Origin of the sequence: Modestobacter sp. Leaf380 (genome assembly GCF_001424485.1) — a bacterium.
Lineage (GTDB): Bacteria > Actinomycetota > Actinomycetes > Mycobacteriales > Geodermatophilaceae > Klenkia.
Genome location: NZ_LMQC01000005.1, coordinates 21,908 through 40,498, shown reverse-complemented (window position 1 = coordinate 40,498; position 18,591 = coordinate 21,908). Strand labels below are relative to the sequence as shown.

At 75.2% G+C, this 18,591-nt stretch carries 18 protein-coding genes; 9 read left to right on the top strand and 9 right to left on the bottom strand.

Translation table 11 applies throughout. The features are described from left to right. Positions 1 to 46 precede the first annotated feature (46 nt). Positions 47 to 469, top strand: a complete 423-nt coding sequence (locus ASG41_RS05655) for a hypothetical protein (RefSeq protein ID WP_157519070.1) — start codon at positions 47 to 49, stop codon at positions 467 to 469. 386 nt (positions 470 to 855) lie between these two features. On the opposite strand, the gene ASG41_RS05645 is transcribed toward ASG41_RS05655, so the two are convergent. Further along, positions 856 to 2,073: an HNH endonuclease signature motif containing protein gene (locus ASG41_RS05645; RefSeq protein WP_056291164.1), complete on the bottom strand. Its 1,218-nt coding sequence runs from the start codon at positions 2,071 to 2,073 to the stop codon at positions 856 to 858. 193 nt (positions 2,074 to 2,266) lie between these two features. On the opposite strand from ASG41_RS05645, the gene ASG41_RS05640 reads away from it, so the two are divergent. The 3 genes from ASG41_RS05640 (at position 2,267) to ASG41_RS05635 (ending at position 3,429) form a co-directional block, all read left to right on the top strand. Beyond that, entirely contained in the window at positions 2,267 to 2,599 is a 333-nt protein-coding gene (locus ASG41_RS05640) for a TraR/DksA C4-type zinc finger protein (RefSeq protein WP_056291161.1), read from the top strand. A gap of 28 nt (positions 2,600 to 2,627) precedes the next feature. Beyond that, positions 2,628 to 2,807, top strand: a complete 180-nt coding sequence (locus ASG41_RS23420; protein WP_157519068.1) for a hypothetical protein — start codon at positions 2,628 to 2,630, stop codon at positions 2,805 to 2,807. 64 nt (positions 2,808 to 2,871) lie between these two features. Beyond that, positions 2,872 to 3,429 (top strand): DinB family protein, encoded by a 558-nt coding sequence (locus tag ASG41_RS05635; protein WP_235564520.1) that lies wholly within the window; start codon positions 2,872 to 2,874, stop codon positions 3,427 to 3,429. An 18-nt stretch (positions 3,430 to 3,447) separates the two neighbouring features. Here the strand turns inward: ASG41_RS05635 and ASG41_RS05630 are convergent, their stop codons facing one another. The 4 genes from ASG41_RS05630 to ASG41_RS05615 are packed head-to-tail and all read right to left on the bottom strand — an operon-like array spanning position 3,448 to position 6,720. After that, positions 3,448 to 3,741 carry a hypothetical protein gene (locus ASG41_RS05630; protein WP_056291157.1) on the bottom strand — a complete coding sequence of 98 codons (294 nt, stop codon included), beginning with the start codon at positions 3,739 to 3,741 and terminating at the stop codon, positions 3,448 to 3,450. 8 nt (positions 3,742 to 3,749) lie between these two features. After that, a complete protein-coding gene (locus ASG41_RS05625) occupies positions 3,750 to 4,793 on the bottom strand; it encodes a prenyltransferase (protein ID WP_056291155.1) in 1,044 nt (347 codons plus the stop codon). Continuing rightward, entirely contained in the window at positions 4,790 to 5,503 is a 714-nt protein-coding gene (locus tag ASG41_RS05620; protein ID WP_056291154.1) for a class I SAM-dependent methyltransferase, read from the bottom strand. Before ASG41_RS05620 ends, ASG41_RS05625 begins: the two co-directional genes overlap by 4 nt. Then, positions 5,497 to 6,720: a glycosyltransferase family 4 protein gene (locus ASG41_RS05615; RefSeq protein WP_056291245.1), complete on the bottom strand. Its 1,224-nt coding sequence runs from the start codon at positions 6,718 to 6,720 to the stop codon at positions 5,497 to 5,499. The genes ASG41_RS05620 and ASG41_RS05615 overlap by 7 nt, the downstream gene beginning before the upstream one ends. 66 nt (positions 6,721 to 6,786) lie before the next feature. Between ASG41_RS05615 and ASG41_RS05610 the strand changes: the two genes are divergently transcribed. From ASG41_RS05610 to ASG41_RS05600, 3 genes are all read left to right on the top strand, one after another. Then, positions 6,787 to 7,515: a hypothetical protein gene (locus ASG41_RS05610; RefSeq protein WP_157519066.1), complete on the top strand. Its 729-nt coding sequence runs from the start codon at positions 6,787 to 6,789 to the stop codon at positions 7,513 to 7,515. Between the two features lie 88 nt (positions 7,516 to 7,603). Beyond that, positions 7,604 to 8,374, top strand: a complete 771-nt coding sequence (locus ASG41_RS05605) for a hypothetical protein (RefSeq protein ID WP_157519064.1) — start codon at positions 7,604 to 7,606, stop codon at positions 8,372 to 8,374. A 113-nt stretch (positions 8,375 to 8,487) separates the two neighbouring features. Then, the gene (locus ASG41_RS05600; protein WP_056291146.1) at positions 8,488 to 9,669 is read left to right on the top strand and encodes a DUF4192 domain-containing protein; all 1,182 of its coding nucleotides are present in this window, start codon (positions 8,488 to 8,490) and stop codon (positions 9,667 to 9,669) included. Here the strand turns inward: ASG41_RS05600 and ASG41_RS05595 are convergent. Both ASG41_RS05595 and ASG41_RS05590 read right to left on the bottom strand, forming a co-directional pair. Beyond that, on the bottom strand, positions 9,608 to 11,728 hold the full coding sequence (locus tag ASG41_RS05595; protein ID WP_235564519.1) for a S9 family peptidase: 2,121 nt from the start codon (positions 11,726 to 11,728) through the stop codon (positions 9,608 to 9,610). The two genes, ASG41_RS05600 and ASG41_RS05595, sit on opposite strands and share 62 nt — an antisense overlap. 161 nt (positions 11,729 to 11,889) lie before the next feature. Beyond that, positions 11,890 to 12,585 (bottom strand): metal-dependent transcriptional regulator, encoded by a 696-nt coding sequence (locus ASG41_RS05590; protein ID WP_082556616.1) that lies wholly within the window; start codon positions 12,583 to 12,585, stop codon positions 11,890 to 11,892. Between the two features lie 187 nt (positions 12,586 to 12,772). On the opposite strand from ASG41_RS05590, the gene ASG41_RS05585 reads away from it, so the two are divergent. Beyond that, a complete protein-coding gene (locus ASG41_RS05585; RefSeq protein ID WP_056291143.1) occupies positions 12,773 to 13,957 on the top strand; it encodes an acetoin utilization protein AcuC in 1,185 nt (394 codons plus the stop codon). Between the two features lie 85 nt (positions 13,958 to 14,042). Further along, positions 14,043 to 16,736 carry a bifunctional GNAT family N-acetyltransferase/acetate--CoA ligase family protein gene (locus ASG41_RS05580; protein ID WP_056291141.1) on the top strand — a complete coding sequence of 898 codons (2,694 nt, stop codon included), beginning with the start codon at positions 14,043 to 14,045 and terminating at the stop codon, positions 16,734 to 16,736. A 28-nt stretch (positions 16,737 to 16,764) separates the two neighbouring features. Here the strand turns inward: ASG41_RS05580 and ASG41_RS05575 are convergent, their stop codons facing one another. Together ASG41_RS05575 and sigB are read right to left on the bottom strand one after the other, a co-directional pair. Then, a complete protein-coding gene (locus ASG41_RS05575) occupies positions 16,765 to 17,433 on the bottom strand; it encodes a DUF1345 domain-containing protein (protein WP_056291138.1) in 669 nt (222 codons plus the stop codon). A gap of 121 nt (positions 17,434 to 17,554) precedes the next feature. Next, positions 17,555 to 18,538, bottom strand: coding sequence for an RNA polymerase sigma factor SigB (gene sigB / locus ASG41_RS05570; protein ID WP_056291136.1), 984 nt, complete (start codon positions 18,536 to 18,538; stop codon positions 17,555 to 17,557). Between the last annotated feature and the right edge of the window lie 53 nt (positions 18,539 to 18,591).

The window sequence follows — 18,591 nt, the reverse complement described above, 5'->3', positions numbered from 1 at the left end:
TGGTGAGGGTGGGCGGGTGCTCCGCCAGCGGAAGTCGTCTGCGTCCGTGCCCGAGTCCGTGTCCGAGGAGCGGGCCGCGGAGCTCGCCGCTGTGAAGGCAGCCTGGCGCTCGGGGCCGGCGGCCGAGGCCGGCGCCGCCCAGCTGGCCAGGACGTTGGCCGTCCCGGCCGAGCTGCTGGTGCCGCTGGTGAGGTGGGCGCGGGGGCAGACCGGAGTCGCCCTGATGCCGCCGGTGGTGGGTCAGGCGAACGCGGCCGCTGCCTTCGTGGTGGTCCGGTCGTTGCGCAGACGGCGTGGGGCTCGCGGTCGCGGTCGGGAGGGGCAGCCGATGCCGGTCTGGCAGCGGGCCGCCCTGCTCGGGGGCCTGGCCTCGTGCTCCGTGGGACCGATGGCGGCCGTGGGCTGGTCCCGGTGGGTGGTGCTGCCGCAGAGGTCCCCGCTGTGGGTTACCTGGTCCAGGGGCCGGTGACGGTGCCCATGTCGGCTGGCCTGGTCACGGTGGTGCTGCGGGTGGCCCGAGCTGCCCGGGACGAACACCGACGCACGCTGGACTCCGGCGGACCCGAGCTCGAGCAGGGACCCGCTGCCGAGTCGGGTGCCGGCTTGGCAGCGCCGGAATCCACCGGCTGACCGGATCGACGGGTGGCGCCGCTCCCTGCTGGGCGGCACAGCGCGCCGGGCTGCCCTGCGCCGGGCCCCGCCCCGCCCCGCCGGCTGCCTACCCGTCTGACCGCGCCAGCGGAAGCCGCGGCGCTCGGCGCAGCGAGCACAGCAAGGCGAACACCCACCGAGGCGCTGCGGGCACGGCGAGCCCGACGCACGGCGCAGCGAGCATAGAGTCAAGGCGGAGGGCCGTCAGTTCAGCAGGCGGTCGAGGACGATCTCGGTGCCGTCGGGGCGGTGGGTGCGCCACCGTCTCCCGGGTGGTGCGCCGTCGTCGCGTTCGACGCGGAAGCCGTGGTGGACCTTGGTGTGGTGGCGTTCGCAGAGCAGCGCTGAGTTGTCGAGGCTGGTGTCGCCCTGGTCGAGGACCCATTCGAGGACGTGGTGGACGTCGCACCAGTGGGTCGGGTTGAAGCAGCCGGCGAAGACGCAGTGCCCGTCCCGTTCCTCCACGGCCCGCCGGACGTGCGGTGGGACCACCCGTTTGGTCCGTCCGATGTCGAGGGGGAGCCCGTCGGGTCCCATGACGATGCGGGTGACGGCGGAGTCGCAGGCGACCCAGCGCGCCCGGGCGGCGGAGATCGTCGCGCCGAAACCGGTGGTGGCGGTGTCGCGGCCGGTCGCCGGGTCCACCAGGTCCTCGATGTTGATCGTGACGAGGACGTGCGGCTTGACCGTCCGTAGGAACGGCAGGCCACCCTGCGCGAGGGCGTTGTCGCACAGCTGCACGAACGCGTCGCCTTGCTGCTGGGCGCGGTTGCGCACGTCCCCGAGGGGACGGTCGGCCTGCACGATGGACTCGATCGCGGCCATGGCCTTCTCGAAACCGACCGCGTCCAGGTCGAAGCGTCCCGAGCCGGAGCCATCAGGGCGGTGGCTGAAGGTCAGGGAGCGGTTCTCGGTGGGGTCGGGCTCGGGACCGTCGGGGTCCAGCGCGTTCGCGAACGCCTGGACCGCCAACCCGAGCTTGGCGTGCGGGAGTGTGCGGGCGACCTCGGTCCAGGCCCGGTCGAAGGCGTCCAGGTCGATGCCCTGCTCCTCGGCCGCGGCGATGTCCCGCGGGCGCAGCGCGTCGGCGACGACACCCACCTGAGCCGCGGTCACGGCCCCCTCGGCGAATGCCGCCTCCAGGTGCGGCAGGTGCTCCAGCACCCGCCCCGCCTGCACCACGGCCGCCGCGGCTCCCGGCGAGTAGTGGTGGTGCCCGCGCAGCAGGGACTGCATCGTCTTCAGCCCCTCGCGCTCGGCAGCCCCGATCACGTCGCCGTGCCGCACGGTGCGCACGAGCTCGGCCTGCAACCGGTTGATCGTCTGCACGATCTCCGCCGTCCGCTCCAGCAGGACCCCGTCGGTCAGGGCGTGCAGGTCATCGGCAGCCAGGGCGTCCACAGCGGACCGGAGCTCGCTCACGACACCTCCCAGATGGTTCGATCAGGTGTTCGAAGTCTACCGCAGATCGGACGTCTCGACCAGGCGAATCCCCAGCTCAGAGGCCTGTCCACAGATCTCGTGCGGGTCTTGACAGCGCGGTGATGAGGGCTGGCCCCGGGACCGTCGGTGGATCCGCCGTCCACGGTGGGGCTGGACGCGGGACCATGCACCGGTGACCGCACCCCAGGACCTGCTGGCGCAGGCCCGCGCGGCCACCGAGGCCCAGATCGAGGCGCTCACCGCGGAGTACGCCGCCGTCGTCGAGGCCTCCCGTGGGGACAACGCCGACGACGAGCACGACCCCGAGGGTGCGACCATCGGCTTCGAGCGGGCCCAGCTCGGCGCGGTGCTCGCCCAGGCGACCGCCCGGCTGATCGAGCTGGACGCAGCGGTCGCACGGGTTGCCGCGGGCACGTACGGCCGCTGCGAGGTCTGCGGCCGGCCCATCGGCGACGCCCGCCTCGCGGCCCGTCCCGCCGCCCGGACCTGCATCGACCACGCCTGACGCACCCGCGGACCGCTACGGTCGGGCGATGGCATGGGTGGTCTGGAGCGTGCTCGGCGGCATCCTGGTGCTGCTCGCCGTGGTGTCGTGGTGGCACGACCGCGATGCGCGACGCCGGGGCGCCCGGTCGTCGGACCCGGGCCGAGGGGTCCGTGACGCCCGCCGGGACCTGCGGGCCGACCCCGACCTGAACCGCGGCGGCCGCTGAGCGCGCTCCCCGACGACGGGTGAACTCGGTTGCGCGGCTCCCGCGGTGCGGCCACGGTGACCCCGTGAGCGAGCAACAGCGCCGGTGGAGCTCTGCGACGACCCACCCGGACATGTGGGTCGACCCAGAGGTCGATCCACGCAACACCGACGGCGTCAGCCCGGACGGCGAACTGGCGACACTGCTGGACTACCTGACCGACCACCGCACGACGCTGCTGATGAAGTGCGACGGGCTGGACGCGACGGACCTGACCCGCTGCTCCGTGCCGCCCTCGACGATGTCCCTGCTGGGTCTGCTCCGGCACCTGGCCGAGGTGGAGCGGGACTGGCGTGGCTGGTTCGTGCCCGGCGAGCCGCCGGAGTCGCTCTACGGCGTCGACGGTGACTTCGACGGGGCCGTGGCCGATCCGGCCCTGGTCGACGGCGCGTATGCCGACCTGGCCCGGGAGCAGGCGTCGACCGATGCCGCCCTGGCCGCCCACCCGGACCTCGGCGAACGCCTCGGCCCGCAGGGCATCGCGGTCCGCGAGCTGTGGGTGCATCGTGTCGAGGAGTACGCCCGGCAGTGCGGGCACGCCGACCTGCTGCGTGAGTGCATCGACGGCCGGGTCGGGCAGTAGCCCCCCGGGGCAACCGCCTCAGCCCGACACGCGGGCCAGCACGCCGGCGACGACGAACACCAGCACGCCGGCGCCGGTGATCCGGCGGAGCGGGTTCACCCCGCGGAGCAGCTCGTCACCGGCCCACCACAGGACGGCGATGCGGGTGCCCACGTAGAGGGTCACACCGGGCGCCCCGTCGTCCGGGACGAACGACGCGACCACCGTCAGCACCAGGAAGACCAGGATCGCGACGTTGGGCCACTGGGCGACCACCCAGTGGCGCTCGGGGTCGGTGCGGTCGGCCAGCAGCCAGTCCAGCCCGCGCTGCACCCGGCTCGTCAGGGGTGCTCCCCGACCACGACGCCGGGCCGGTCGGGTTCGGTGAACAGCCGTGCCCCCGGGGTCGCACCGCTCACCGCGTCCGCGGCCAGCACCACCGCCGCCGCCGTCCAGGTCGTCCGCTCGACGGGCCAGACGGCGTCGTCGGCGAAGACGTAACCCGTCCAGTAGCCGCCGTCCTCGGCCCGCAGGTGCTGCATCGCGGCCAGCTGCTCGACCGCCGCGTCGCGCTGCCCGGCCGCGGCCAGCGCCATCGCCAGCTCGCAGGTCTCCGCCCCGGTCACCCAGGGCCGGTCGGCCACGCACCGCACCCCCAGCCCGGGGACGACGAAGGCGTCCCAGCTGCCGCCGAGCCGGTCCCGGGCCGCGGCACCGGTCAGCGCACCGCCGAGCACCGGGTAGTACCAGTCCATCGAGAACCGCGACCGGTCGGCGAAGTCCCCGGGGCGTCGCGCCAGGGCCTCCTGCAGGTCGGCGGCGGCGAGGTCCCAGTGCGGCTGCGGCTGGTCCCTGGCCCCGGCCAGGGCGATCCCGCAGCGCAGCGCCTGCAGCAGGCTGGCGTTCCCGGTCAGCAGCGCCGTGTCGTCCGGGGTGCCGTCGGGCCGCAGCGCCCAGCCGATCGCACCGGTGGGCAGCTGCATCGCCGTCACCAGGTCCAGCGCCCGCCGGACGTGCGGCCACCAGCGCTGCTGGGCGCCGAGGTCACCGGTCAGCAGGCAGTGGTGCCACACCCCGACGGCCAGGTAGCCCGCGTGGTTGCTCTCCACCCCCGGCGCCGTGACCGCGCCGTCCCGCCACTCCGCCGGGAATCCGCCCTCGGGACCCTGTCGCGCGCACAACCAGTCCAGCGCCGCCGCGGCCCGGTCGTGCTCGCCGCCGACGGTCAGCGCCATCGCCGCCTCGAGCGAGTCCCAGGCGTCCAGCTGCCCGCCGCGCCACCACGGCAGCATCCCGTCGGCCGACTGCTCCGCAGCGATCGCCGCGACGGTGGCCGCCACCTGGTCCGCGCTCAGCACACCGGGCACCTCGGGGAGGTCGCTCACGCGGGCGGCTTCTCCGCGTAGACCACCAGGCTCTTGCCGATCACCGGGTCCAGCAGCCGCTCGGCCGTCCTCGTCAGCCACGGGCGACGGGTCAGGTCCCAGACCAGCAGCCGGTGGTAGGCCCGCACCACCGCGGTGTCCCGCTCTACGCCGACCGCGCACTTGAGCCACCAGTACGGGGCGTGCAGCGCGTGCGCGTGGTGGCTCCCGCCGGGCACCAGGCCCGCTGCCCGCAGTCGGGCCCGGACCTGGTCGGCCCGGTAGATGCGGATGTGCCCGCCCTCGTTCGCGTGGTACTCGTCGCTCAGCGCCCAGCACACCCGCTCCGGGCCGTACCGCGGCACCGTCACCGCCACCCGCCCGCCGGGCGCGAGCACCCGGGCGATCTCGGCGAACGCGGTCGCGTCGTCGGGGATGTGTTCCAGCACCTCCGAGGCGATCACCCGGTCGACGCTGGCGTCGGGGACCGGCAGGTGCAGCAGGTCCCCCCGCACCGCCGTCGCCACCGCACCGGAGGGTGCCTCCCCGGCGGCGTCGATCGCGCCCAGCCAGGTCTGCGTCGTCGTCACCTCCGACGTGCCCCAGTCCAGCGCCACGACCGTCGCCCCGCGCCGGTAGGCCTCGAAGGCGTGCCGGCCCTCGCCGCACCCCAGGTCCAGCACGGTGTGCCCGGCCCGCACGTCGAGCCGGTCGTAGTCCACGGTCAGCACCGCGCCAGCACCTCCTCGTACCAGGCGGCGGTGCGCTCGGCCGTCGACCGCCACGTGTAGTTCGCCAGCACCCGCTCACGGCCGGCCCGGCCCATCCGCCGCCGGAGACCCTCGTCGTCCAGCACCCGGCCCAGCGCCGCGGCCAGCGCGTCGACGTCCCCGGCGGGGACCTGGAGGGCGGCGTCCCCGACGACCTCGGGCAGTGCGCCGGCGTCGGTCGCGACCAGCGGGGTCCCGCAGGCCATCGCCTCGATCGCGGGCAACGAGAAGCCCTCGTACAGCGAGGGGACGGCGGCCACGGTCGCCGTGCGCAGCAGGTCGACCAGGTCGGCCTGGGGGAGCGGACCGGTGAAGCGGACGGCGTCGCCCAGCTGCAGCCGCTCGACCGCCACCGCGGCCAGGCCACCGGGCTTCGCGCTGCCCACGACGGTCAGCCGCACCGGCCGCTCGGTGCGCAGCTTGGCCAATGCCTCCAGCAGCGGGACCAGGCCCTTGAGCGGGACGTCGGCGCTGGTCGTGACCACCACGTGGTCGGCGTCCCGCGGGCCGGAGCCGGGGGAGAAGGCGACCGGGTCGATGCCCACCGGCACCACCGTGACGTCGTCGGCGGGCACGCCCAGGTGCGTCTGGATGTCGCGGCGGGAGCTGTCGGACACCGTGGTGACGCCGTCCAGCCGCCGGGCCACCCGGGCCTGCATGCCGGTGAAGGCGTACCAGCGGTGCAGCGTCACCCGCCGGCGCAGCGAGGGCGCCGCGGCCAGCTCCAGGCCCCGGTCGATCGCGACCGGGTGGTGCACGGTGGCGACCGTCGGCAGCCCGGTGCGCAGCAGGCCCCAGCCCAGCGACTGGTTGTCGTGCACGAGGTCGAACTCGTGCCGCCGCGCACGCAGCAGCCGGGCTGCCCGCAGCGAGAAGGTCAGCGGTTCGGGGAAGCCGGCGGTGCACACGGTGGCGAACTCGGCGACGTCGACCCAGTCCCGGAACTCCCGCCAGGACGGCGTGCGGAACGGGTCGGGCTCGCGGTACAGGTCCAGGCTGGGCAGCCGGGTCAGCGGGACGCCGGCGTCGAGCTCGGGGTAGGGCTGACCGGACCACACCTCGACCCGGTGACCGAGCTCGCGCAGCTCCCGGGACAGCGCCCGGACGTACACGCCCTGCCCGCCGCTGTGCGGCTTGGAGCGGTAGGACAGCAGTGCGATGCGCAGCGACCGTCCCATGCCGCGGACTGTAGCCAGCGGCTGCGACAGCTCCCGCCGACCGTGCACAGCGCCTACCGTGGGGTGATGCGCCGCACCCCGCTCCTGCTCGCCACCGCCGCCGCCTCCTCCGCGCTCCTGCTCTCCGGGTGCGGCGCCACGGCCACCCCGGCCGCCGCGCCGGTGGCGGTCTCCCCGGCCGCGGCGACCGAGGACGCGGTCCCGCTGGCCGACGGCCTGCTGCCCGCGGAGGAGTTCGCGCCCGACGCCGAGGTCACCCCGGTCACCGCCGACCAGCTCAGCGCCGCACTCGGCGCGGCCGGCGAGCACGACCCGGGTGCCGTCACGGTCACACCCGACACCTGCGTCACCGCCCTGGAGGCCGCCCGGGCCGCCCTCGGCGACCCCGCCGACGTGCAGGACGCGGCCGGGCAGGTCGCCCGCAGCGGGTTCACCGCCAGCGCCGAGCTGCTCACGGTCGGCGGCCCGGGCGACGCCGTCGTCAGCACCCTGACCGACGCCGTCGCGGCCTGCCCGACGGCCACCGTCAGCACCCCGATGGGCGACGCCGTCATCACCTTCGGCACGGTCACCGCGCCCGCCCTCGGCGACGCCGCCGCCGTGGTCCCGGTGACGGCCACCGTCACACGGCAGGGCGGCATGCAGATCGGCGGCTCCGCGCTGCTCGGCGTCGTCCAGGACGGCGACCGGCTGCTGACCCTGGTCGCCGGTGCGGTCGCCACCGCACCGGACGCCGCGGCCTTCGACGAGCTGCTCGCCGCTGCCGCCCAGCACGCCGCCGACACCCTCGACTGACCCGACCCGCCCGACCCGGACGCCGACACACCCGGGCGAGACGGCACCGACTCGCCGGGTCCGGCCGGGCCGTGGTCCGATGGTCGGCGTGACCTCGACCCGGCCCGTCCTCGTCCTGGCCTCCGGGCTGTCCACCGTGCTGTTGCTGGCCGGCTGCACCAGCGAGGAGGAGGGGACGGCGTCCCCGGCCCCGACCTCCGCCGAGTCGTCCTCGGCAGCACCCTCCAGCGAGGGCGGAGGCGGGGGCGAGGACACCGGCGGCGGGAGCGCGTCCGAGGACCTGACGGCCGGGCTGCTGCCCGCCGACTCCTTCGGCGCCGGGTCCGTGGCGGCCCCGCTGAGCGAGGCCGAGCTGGCCGCCGGCGCCGCGAGCGCTGCCGACGCCGGGGACGTGACCATCACCCCCGAGTCCTGCGACCAGGCGGTCGACGGCAGCCAGATCGGCGTCGAGGACCTCGACGCGTTCGCCGCCCAGAGCGTCACCGGTGCGCAGTCCACCTCCGTGCAGCTGATCAGCATCGGCGGTGACCAGGACGACCCGGTCGGGACCCTCGCCGCGGCCGCGGCCGAGTGCCCCCAGGCGACCATCTCCTCCCCGGAGATCGGCTCCGCCACGATCACCTTCGCCGCCGTCCCGGTCCCCGACCTGGGCGACGGCGCGGCCGCGCTGTCGTACACGACCACGGTCACCGGGCCCGACGGGGCGCCGCTGACGATCCCGGCGGTCGTCGGCATCGTGCAGGACGGCGACCGGCTGATCACGCTGGTCACGCTCAGCCCGACCGGTGCCGTGGACACCGCCGCCTTCGCGACCCTGCTCGAGGACGCCTACGACTTCCAGGCCGCCGCGCTCGACTGAGCTGCGAGCACGACCGGTGCGGACGGCGCTCGCCGTCGTCCACACCGGGGGGTGCCGTCCCCAGGACCCCGGCGGGCCGCCCGGGGACCGCGCCCGGCTCCCAGGGTGGCGGCATGTCCTCCGCCGCGCCGCTCCCGTCCACCGTCCGGCTCGCTGCCGGCCCCGACCTGGCAGCCGCCCTGCCGCACCTGCTGGGCTTCGCCCCGGAGGAGTCCCTGGTCGTCGTGGCGCTCAGCGGCGCCCGGGCCCGCCGGGTGGGCCTGACGCTGCGGGTGGACCTGCCGCCCCCTGGTCTGGAGGCCGCCGTCGCCGGGCAGGTGGTCGGCTGCCTCGCCGACTCCGCGCCCGATGCCGCCGTGGTCCTCGTGGTCACCGAGGAGCCCGACGGACTCGGTCCCGCCGTCGGACCCCGGCTCCTCGACGACGCGGTCGGTCCGGTGCTGCCCGGCCGGGTGCTGCTCGCCGAGGTGGTCGGCCGGCTGACCGACGCCGGGGTCACCGTGCCCGAGACGCTGCTGGTCCGGTCCGGTCGCTGCTGGTCCTACGACTGCGCCGAGCCCTGCTGCGCTCCGGGCGCCGGGAGACCGCTGCCGGGCGGCACCAGTCCGCTGGCCGTCGCGTCCACGGTGGCCGGACGGGTGCCGGCGGCCTCGCGGGACGCCCTGGTCGAGCGGCTCGCCCCGGTGGTCGGCGCCGAGGCCGCCGCGGTCGCCGCCGCCTGCGACGGGGTCGCCGCCGCCCGGGCCGCCGAGCTGGAGGCACACGGCTGGGAGCACCTGGCCGACACCGGGTGGGACGACGTCTGCATCGCCCTGGCCCGGTGCGCCCCTGGTTCCCGCGACAGGCTCACCGACGACGACGTCGCCCGCGCCGGTTTCGCGCTGGTCGACACCGCCCTGCGGGACCGCGCCCTCGCCCTGGGGCTGGTCGACGCAGACGCCGAGGACTGCGGTGGCGACGGCGAGGCCCGCGCGGTGGCCGCCGAGACGCTGTGGACCGAGCTGACCCGTCGGCTGCCCGCCCCGCTGGACGCCGCCCCGGCGACCCTGCTCGCGGTCTGCGCCTGGTCGCGCGGGGACGGCACCACCGCCCACGCGGCCCTGGACCGGGCGCTGGACAGCCGTCCCGACCACGCCCTGGCCCAGCTGCTCCGGTCGGCCCTGGACGCGGCGCTGCCACCGGCCGACCTGCGTCGGCTGGTGGCAGCGGCGGTCGGTGCCGACCCGCGTGGGGTCAGAGCAGCGCCGGGCGCTGCCAGCCCTCCCCGAGCACGTGGTCGGCGAGGAACGCGATGACCGTCTCGTACCAGACGGTGGCGTTGCCGGGGGTGAGCATCCAGTGGTTCTCGTCGGGGAAGTAGAGGAACTTCGACGGCACGCCCCGCTTCTGCAGGTCGTACCAGAGCCGCAGCCCCTCACCGATCGGCACCCGGTAGTCCTTGTCGCCGTGGATCACCAGCACCGGCGAGGTGATCGCGTCGGCGTACCGGTGCGGCGAGTTCGCCTCGTACCGCTCGGGCTCGGTCAGCGGGTCGCCGAACTCCTTCTCCCAGTAGTAGGAGGCATCGGTCGAGCCGGTGAAGGCGTCCAGGTGCCACAGGCTGGCGTGGGTGACGATCGCGTCGAAGCGGTCGGTCTGGGTGGCCACCCAGTTGGCCATGTAGCCGCCGAAGGAGCCGCCCATCGCCGCCGTCCGGGTGCCGTCGACCTCGGGCAGCGCGACCGCGGCGTCGGTGGCGGCCATCAGGTCGGTGTAGGGCTCCGCTCCCCAGGCGCCCCAGCCCCGCTCGACGAAGGCCTGGCCGAAGCCCTGCGAGAGCCCCGGGTTGGGCAGCAGCACCGCGTAGCCACGGGCGGCGAGCACCCACGGCGTCCAGCGCCAGGACCAGCTGTTCCAGCTCATCAGCGGCCCGCCGTGGATCCAGAGCAGGAGGGGTGCCGGGTGCTCCGCGCTCGCGCCCTCGGGCAGCACCAGCCAGGACTGCACCCGGCTGCCGTCCAGGCCGGTCGCGTCCAGCTCGCGCAGGGTGCCCGGCAGGGCGCTGATCGTGCCCGGGTTGGGCAGCGGCTCGGGCTGCTGGTCGGTGGCCGTCGGGTCCAGCCGGACCGGGGCCGAGGGGTGGTCGAACGCCGAGCGCAGCGCGAACAGCGCCGAGCCGTCCCGGGCCACCTGCAGGTCGCTGTAGGCGCCGTCGCGGGTCAGCCGCACCGGTGCCTCGCCCGGCACGACCCGGAACACGGCGTGCCGGCCGTCGTCGTCGGCCAGGAAGTAGACGGCCGCGCCCGCGGCGTCGAACTGCGGCGCCGACGGCCAGCGGTCGAAGCCCGCGGTCAGGTCGGTGGTCGCGCCGTCGGCGACGTCGACCAGCAGGAGCGTGTGGTCCGGTGCCCGGGTCGGGGTGGACGCGGACTCCCGGACGCACACCAGGCGCCGGCCGTCCGGGGACCAGGCGGCCGCGTAGACGTCGGCGTCCGGGTCGTCGACCAGCACCCGGGTGTCGCCGGTCGCGGTGTCGGTGACCACCAGGCGGTTGCGCCAGGACGCGCGGGCCTCGGACACCTCCTCGCTGCGGGCCAGCAGGGCGCCGTCGGGGGACAGCGCGACGTCGGACCCGGCCCCGTGCGGGGCGCCGGCGTCCGGGGTGAGGTCCCGCCAGGCCGGGTCGCGGTCGCCCTCGGCCGGCAGGCCGCCGAGCCAGAACGCGTGCGGGACGACGGGGCCCAGGTCGTGGTCCCAGTACCGGACGGGGTGGGTCTCGTGCAGGATCGCCGTCACCCCGGCGTCCTTGCGCGCGTCGCGCTGCTCGCTGTCGGCCTTCGCGTCCGCGGCGCCCGGGGTCGTGCCGGCCACCACCACGACGTCACCGGAGTCGGCTGCCACGGTCACCCCGGACAGGCCGTTCGGGCGGGACACGACCAGCCGGGCCTCACCGCCCTGTGCGGGCAACGCCCACAGCGCCGGCTTCGGCTCCCCGGCGTCCTTGCCGGCGTCGGGGTCGGGCCGGGCGGAGGTGAACAGCAGCGTGCCGTCGGGGGAGAAGACCGGGCCGGACTCACCGGGAGCAGACCGGGTCAGCCGGCGGGCGTCGCGGGCGCCGGTGGGGTCGATCTCCCACAGCGCGCTCTGCCAGGTCTTCCGGTCCGGGGCCAGGGTCGACACCGAGGTCACCAGTCGGGTGCCGTCGGCGGACAGCGCCAGGCCGCCGAGCCGGGGGAGGGCGACGAAGTCGGCCAGCCGGTGGAACGGCGTCGGGGCCGGCCCGTCCTCCAGCGGCTGGGCCGCGATCTCCTCGTTCATGCCGACCGGGGGCGAGCCGGCGGTCGGCTGGTGCTGGCTGCTGGGGGACTCGGACACCCGGGCCTCGACTCTCTGACGGACTCACGCGGGGACGCACTGACGACGGGACCCCAGCCTAGTGACCCGGTCGTGAGCCCGGCGAAGGAAATCGGCGGGGACGACGACGGCCGCGCCCCCGGGTGGGGACGCGGCCGTCAGTGCTGCGGCGTGCGGGTGGGTCAGCCCGCCGGTACGGGCTCCTCGACCTCGGCCAGGCTCACGAACACGTGCTGGGCGACGCCGGGGGGCAGCACGGCGCCGTCGATGCTCACCGCGCCGTTGCTGAGCGAGGCCCGCACCGTCGTGCCGGGGCGCACGCCCTGGTCGGCGAGGGAGCGCAGCAGCTCGGCGTCCTCCTGCAACTGCTCGCTGATCCGGCGCACCACGACCGACGTGCCCTCCGGGGTCGCGGAGGTCGACAGCAGCGTCAGGGTGTCCTGCGAGGTGCGGGAGACCGCACCCAGCGCGTCCAGGCCCGGGATCGGGTTGCCGAAGGGGGAGACCTCGGGGTTGCCGAGCAGGGTGAGCAGCTTGCGCTCGACCGCCTCGCTCATGACGTGCTCCCAGCGGCAGGCCTCCTCGTGGACGTCGGCGTAGTCCAGGCCGATCACGTCCACCAGCAGGCACTCGGCCAGGCGGTGCTTGCGCATCACGGCGGTGGCCAGCGCGCGGCCCTCGTCGGACAGCTGCAGGTGCCGGTCGCCCTCCACGCTGAGCAGCCCGTCGCGCTCCATCCGGGCGACCGTCTGGCTGACCGTGGGACCGCTCTGGTGCAGGCGCTCGGCGATCCGGGCGCGGAGGGGGGTGATCCCCTCCTCCTCGAGCTCGAAGATCGTCCGGAGGTACATCTCGGTGGTGTCGATGAGGTCGTTCACGGCAGGCTCCTCCGTCGTCGTCTGCCCCCGATCCTACGGGGGTCGCGCCACCCGGCCGGGGCTGCGACGGGTCCCCGCCCGTGCGAGGGGGCGCCGTGGCGCGTCGTCCCCGGTAGCGTCGCGACGGTGATCGCGCGATGAGGCACGACCCGACCCAAACGCCCCGCCGAGCTGACGGGGCGCGAGCGTGAGCGACGCCGTCTCCGTCGTCTGGGACGACGCCCTGCTCGGCTACACCATGGGCGGGGACCACCCCATGCACCCGGTGCGGCTGGACCTGACGATGCGGCTGGCCGACACCCTCGGCGTGCTGTCCAACGACCGCATCCAGGTGGTGAAGCCGGAGGCCGCCGGCGCCGACCTGCTCACCCTGGTGCACGACCAGGCCTACCTGGACGCGGTGGAGCGGGCGCCCAGCGACCCCCAGGGCGTGGGCCACGGCCTGGGCACCGCGGACAACCCGGTCTTCGAGGGCATGTACGACTCCGCCGCGCTGATCGCCGGTGGCTCGGTCGCCGCCGCCCGGCTGGTGCACGAGGGCCGGGCCCAGCACGCGGTGAACATCGCCGGCGGGCTGCACCACGCCATGCGCGACGCCGCGTCCGGCTTCTGCGTCTTCAACGACGCGGCCGTCGCGATCGCCTGGCTGCTGGCCCAGGGCTACGAGCGGATCGCCTACGTCGACCTCGACGTGCACCACGGCGACGGCGTCCAGGCGGCGTTCTACGAGGACCCCCGGGTGCTGACGGTGAGCATCCACCAGACCCCGCTGACCCTCTTCCCGGGCACCGGCTTCCCCGAGGAGACCGGCGACCCGGAGAAGGCCCCGGGGACCGCGGTCAACATCGGGCTGCCCAACGGCACCGACGACTCGGGCTGGCTGCGCGCCTTCCACGCCGTCGTGCCCAGCGTGGTGCGGGCCTTCCAGCCGCAGATCCTCATCACCCAGTGCGGCTGCGACGCCCACCACGAGGACCCGATGGCCGATCTCGCGCTCACCGTCGACGGCCAGCGGGCCTCCTACAAGGCCATGCACGACCTGGCCCACGAGGTGTGCGAGGGCCGCTGGGTGGTGCTCGGTGGGGGTGGCTACGGCCTGGTGCGCTGCGTGCCGCGGGCCTGGACCCACCTGCTCGCCGAGGTCGGCGGCGACCCGCTGACGCCGACCACCGCCATCCCGGACTCCTGGGTGCGCGACGTGCTGGCCCGGGGGCTGCGCACCGAACCCCCCGCCACGATGACCGAGGGCGGTTGGACCGGCTTCCAGCACTGGGACCCCTTCACCGAGAACCGGGTCGACCGCGCCATCACCCGCACCCGGACGGCGGCCTTCCCGCTGTTCGGCCTGGACCCGGACGACCCGCGTGACTGACGGAGCCCCCCTCGGCCCCCCGCCCCCCGCGAGCCCGGGGCGGTCCGCTGCCGAGGGGCCGACGGAGACCCCGACCCCGCCGCCGGTGGTCGGCGACCCCACCGTCCCCGAGCACTCGACCCCGCCCCCGGGCTGGGAGGCCGACGTCGTCGCCGCCGACGGCGGGACCGTGCACCTGCGCCCGATCACCCCCGAGGACGCCGAGGGCATCGTCGGGCTGATGGAGCGCAGCTCCGACCAGACGCGCTACTACCGCTTCTTCGGCCCGATGAAGAAGCTGTCGGACAAGGACCTCTACCGGTTCACCCACGTCGACCACGTCGCCCGGGTGGCGTTCGTCGTGCTGCTGGGCGACGAGCTGATCGGCGTGGGGCGCTACGACCGCTACCCCGGCACCGACGACGCCGAGGTCGCCTTCCTCATCGAGGACGCCCACCAGCGCCGCGGGCTGGGGTCGGTGCTGCTGGAGCACCTGGCCGCCGCCGCCCGCGAGCGCGGGATCACCCGGTTCGTCGCCGAGGTGCTCAGCCAGAACTCCGGCATGGTCCGGGTCTTCCTGGACGCCGGGTACGAGGCCCGGCGCTCCTACGAGGACGGCGTCGTCCACCTGACGTTCCCGATCGCCCCCACCGAGCAGGCACTGGCGGTCACCTACGAGCGGGAACAGCGCAGCGAGTCCCGCTCCATCGGGCGGCTGCTCACCCCGGGTTCCATCGCCGTCGTCGGGGCCAGCAACGACGCCACCAAGATCGGTCACGCCGTGCTCCGGCACCTGCTGGACAACGGCTTCGCCGGGCCGATCTACCCGGTGAACCCCGCGGTCCGGCACGTCGCCGGGGTGCCCGCGCACGCCACCATCGAGGACATCCCCGACGACGTCGACCTCGCCGTGCTGGCCGTGCCCGCCGACGAGGTGCCCGGCGTCGTCGAGGCCTGCCGGCGCAAGCACGTCAAGGCCCTGGTGGTCATCTCCGGCGGGTTCGGCGAGACCGGCCCGGAGGGCCGGGCCGCCGAACGCCGGTTCGTCGCCGCTGCCCGCGCCTCGGGCATGCGCGTCGTCGGGCCGAACTGCCTGGGCCTGGTCAACACCGACCCCGCGGTGCAGATGAACGCCAGCCTGGCCCCGCAGGTGCCCGGCCGGGGCCGGATGGGCTTCTTCGCCCAGTCCGGCGCGCTGGGCGTGATGCTGCTGGAGCGCGCCCGGAACCGGGGGATCGGACTGAGCTCCTTCGTCTCGGCCGGCAACCGCGCCGACGTCAGCGGCAACGACCTGCTGCAGTACTGGGCCACCGACCCGGCCACCGAGGTCGTGCTGCTGCACCTGGAGAGCTTCGGCAACCCGCGCAAGTTCGCCCGGCTGGCCCGCCGGGTGGGCCGCACCAAGCCCGTCGTGGCGGTCAAGAGCGGCCGGCACGTCGGGATGACCGCTGGCCTGGCCGGCACCAGCGTCACCGTGCCCGAGCAGTCCGTCGCCGCGCTCTTCGCCTCCGCCGGGGTCATCCGGGTGGAGACGCTGGCCGAGCTGTTCGACGTCGGCACGCTGCTGGCCCACCAGCCCCTGCCGGCCGGTGACCGGGTCGCGGTCGTCGGCAACTCGACGGCCGTGGGCGTCCTGGTGGCCGACGCGGTGCTGGAGCAGGGCCTGGAGCTGGCCCACGACCGGCCCGTCGACATCGGCACCCAGGCCGGCCCCGAGGAGTTCCGGGCGGCCCTGCACGCCGCGCTGGACGACGAGTCCGTGGACGCCGTCGTCGCGGTGTTCCTGCCGCCGCTGGTCCGGGACACCCAGCCCTACGGCCGGGTGCTCCGCGAGGTGTCGGCGCAGGCGACCAAGCCGCTGGTGGCCAACTTCCTGTCCACCGACGGCATCCCCGACGACCTCGTCGTCCGCGGTGAGGACGGGATGCCCCAGCGCGGCTCGGTGCCCTCGTTCTCCACCCCGGAGCGCGCCGTCATCGCACTCGCCCGGATGTCGGAGTACGCCCGCTGGCGGCGCCGGCCCGTGGGCACCGTGCCCGAGCTGGAGGGCGTCGACGAGGCCGCCGCCCGCGAGGTCGTCGTCGGCGCGCTGGCCGACGGCGGCGGGCGGGACCTCACCGACGAGGAGGTCATCGCCCTGCTCGGCGCCTACGGCGTCCCGCTGCTGGGCACCCGCCGGGTCACCGACGCCGACTCCGCGGTCGCCGCAGCCGAGGACATCGGCTACCCGGTGGTGCTCAAGTCCACCGCCCCGTGGCTGCGCCACCGGACCGACCTGGGCGGGGTGCGGCTGGACCTGCGTGACGCCGACGACGTGGCGACGGCGTTCGAGGCCATCCCGTCCGGTGACCCGGTGATCGTGCAGGAGATGGCCGCCCCCGGCGTCACCACGGTGGTGGAGGTCGTGGACGACCCGTCCTTCGGCGCGCTGGTCAGCTTCGGCGTCGGCGGGGTGGCCACCGACCTGCTCGGGGACCGGGCGTTCCGCACCCTGCCGCTCACCGACACCGACGCCGCCGAGATGGTCCGGGAGCCCCGGGCCTGGCCGCTGCTGGACGGTTGGCGGGGCAGCGAACCGGTCGACGTCGCGGCGCTGGAGGAGCTGCTGCTGCGCATCGCCCGGCTGGCCGACGACCTGCCCGAGGTGCTGGCGCTGTCCCTGGAACCGGTCATCGTGGGCCCGGCGAACCCGTGGCACGGCGGCCGGTCGCTGGTCGTCGCCGGTGCCAGCGTGCGGGTGGGCCCGCCCACGGCGCGGGTCGACCCGGGTCCGCGCCGGATGTTCGGCCCGCCCGGCTGAGCGGCGCCGACGGTGCGGCGGCCCGGGGTCAGGTCAGCGCGTTGACCGCCCGGGCCAGCACCAGCAGGACCAGCACCAGCGCGATCGCCGACTGCACCGCCATCGCCGTCTTGGCCCGCCGGGTCAGCGGCAGCACGTCGGTCGGGCTGAACGCGGTGGCGTTGGTGTACGCCAGGTACAGGTAGTCGGGGAAGCGCGGCTCCCACTCCGGTGGCGCGAACTCCGGGGACTGCATCTGCACGAAGAGCAGGTCCGGGTGCACCCGGGTGCCGGCGGCCCGTGCCGCCGGCCCACCCCGGTCCAGCTCCCAGTACAGCAGCGCGAAGGCCAGCACCGTGGTCAGCCAGATGCCGCCCCCGGAGGCCAGCAGCTCCCCGGCCGGCAGCGGGCGGGCCGAGACGAGGTCGCGGACCAGCAGCAGCACCGACCAGCCCGCCGACCCGACCACGAGACCCAGCAGCGCCAGCGCGACCCGGCGCAGGGCGGTGGACTCGCGGTCGATCCGCAGCGGGTCGGCCACCACGAGCCCGGCCAGCAGGGCCAGCTCGGCGAGGGGCAGCAGCAGGCCCAGCTGGGGGACCACCCGGTCGGGCAGCAGCAGCTGCAGCACGACGGCGGCCACCACCGCCAGGGTCGCCGGCCACCGGTGCTCCCCGCGGGTGCGGCGGCGCCACGCGGGCGCGTCCTGGCTGGTCACGGCGGCCTCCGGGTCTGCGGGGCCGGTCGGCCGCCGTCCCCATCCTGCCCGCAGACGACGGGAGCCGGTCACCCCCGCAGGGGTGACCGGCTCCGGTGTCGTGCGCTGCGTGCGGGGTGGCTCAGGCCAGGTAGTCCCGCAGGGCCTCGGCCCGCTCGGGGGCCCGCAGCTTGCTCATCGTCTCGCGCTCGATCTGGCGGACCCGCTCACGGGAGAGCCCGAAGCGCTTGCCGATCTGCTCCAGGGTGCGGGGCTGCTCGCCGTCCAGACCGAACCGCATGACGACGACGTCGCGCTCGCGGTCCTCCAGGGTGCCCAGGACGGTGCGGACGTCCCCGCGCATCATCTGGAAGGCGACGGCGTCCTCGGCGACCGCGGCGTCGGCGTCCTCGATGAAGTCACCCAGCCGGGACTCCTCGTCGGCGCCGACGGTCTGGTCCAGGGAGACCAGGTCCCGGCTGTACTCCAGGAGCTCGACGACCCGCTCCTCGGTCATGTCCAGCTCCAGGCCCAGCTCCTCGGCGGTGGGCTCCCGCTCCAGCTCCTGGTGCATCCGGCGCCGGGTACGGACCACCTTGTTGACCTGCTCGGCCAGGTGGACGGGGAGCCGGATGGTGCGGCCGCTGTCGGCCATGGCGCGGGTGATGGCCTGGCGGATCCACCACGTCGCGTAGGTCGAGAACTTGAAGCCCTTGGTGTAGTCGAACTTCTCCACGGCGCGGATCAGGCCGACGTTGCCCTCCTGGATGAGGTCCAGGAACGTCATGCCGTGGCCGGTGTAGCGCTTGGCGACCGAGACGACCAGGCGGAGGTTGGCCTCCAGCAGGTGCGCCTTGGCGGCCTTCCCGTCCGCGGCGAGCAGCCCGTAGTCGCGCTTGACCGCCGGGGTCAGCTTCTTCTCACCCAGCAGCCGCTCGGCGTAGAGACCGGCCTCGATGCGCTTGGCCAGCTCGACCTCCTGCTCGGCGGTCAGCAGGGCGGTCTTGCCGATGGTGTTGAGGTAGACGCGCACCAGGTCCGTCGACACCAGTCCGCTGGTGTCCGGCGTACGGCGCGGCGTACGCACCTCGAGAGTGTCGGTGGGGGAGGACTGCAGCAGCGTCACGATGTGTCTTCGTCCTTGCCTCTGGGGTCGGATGTCCGCCTGGCGTACTGGCG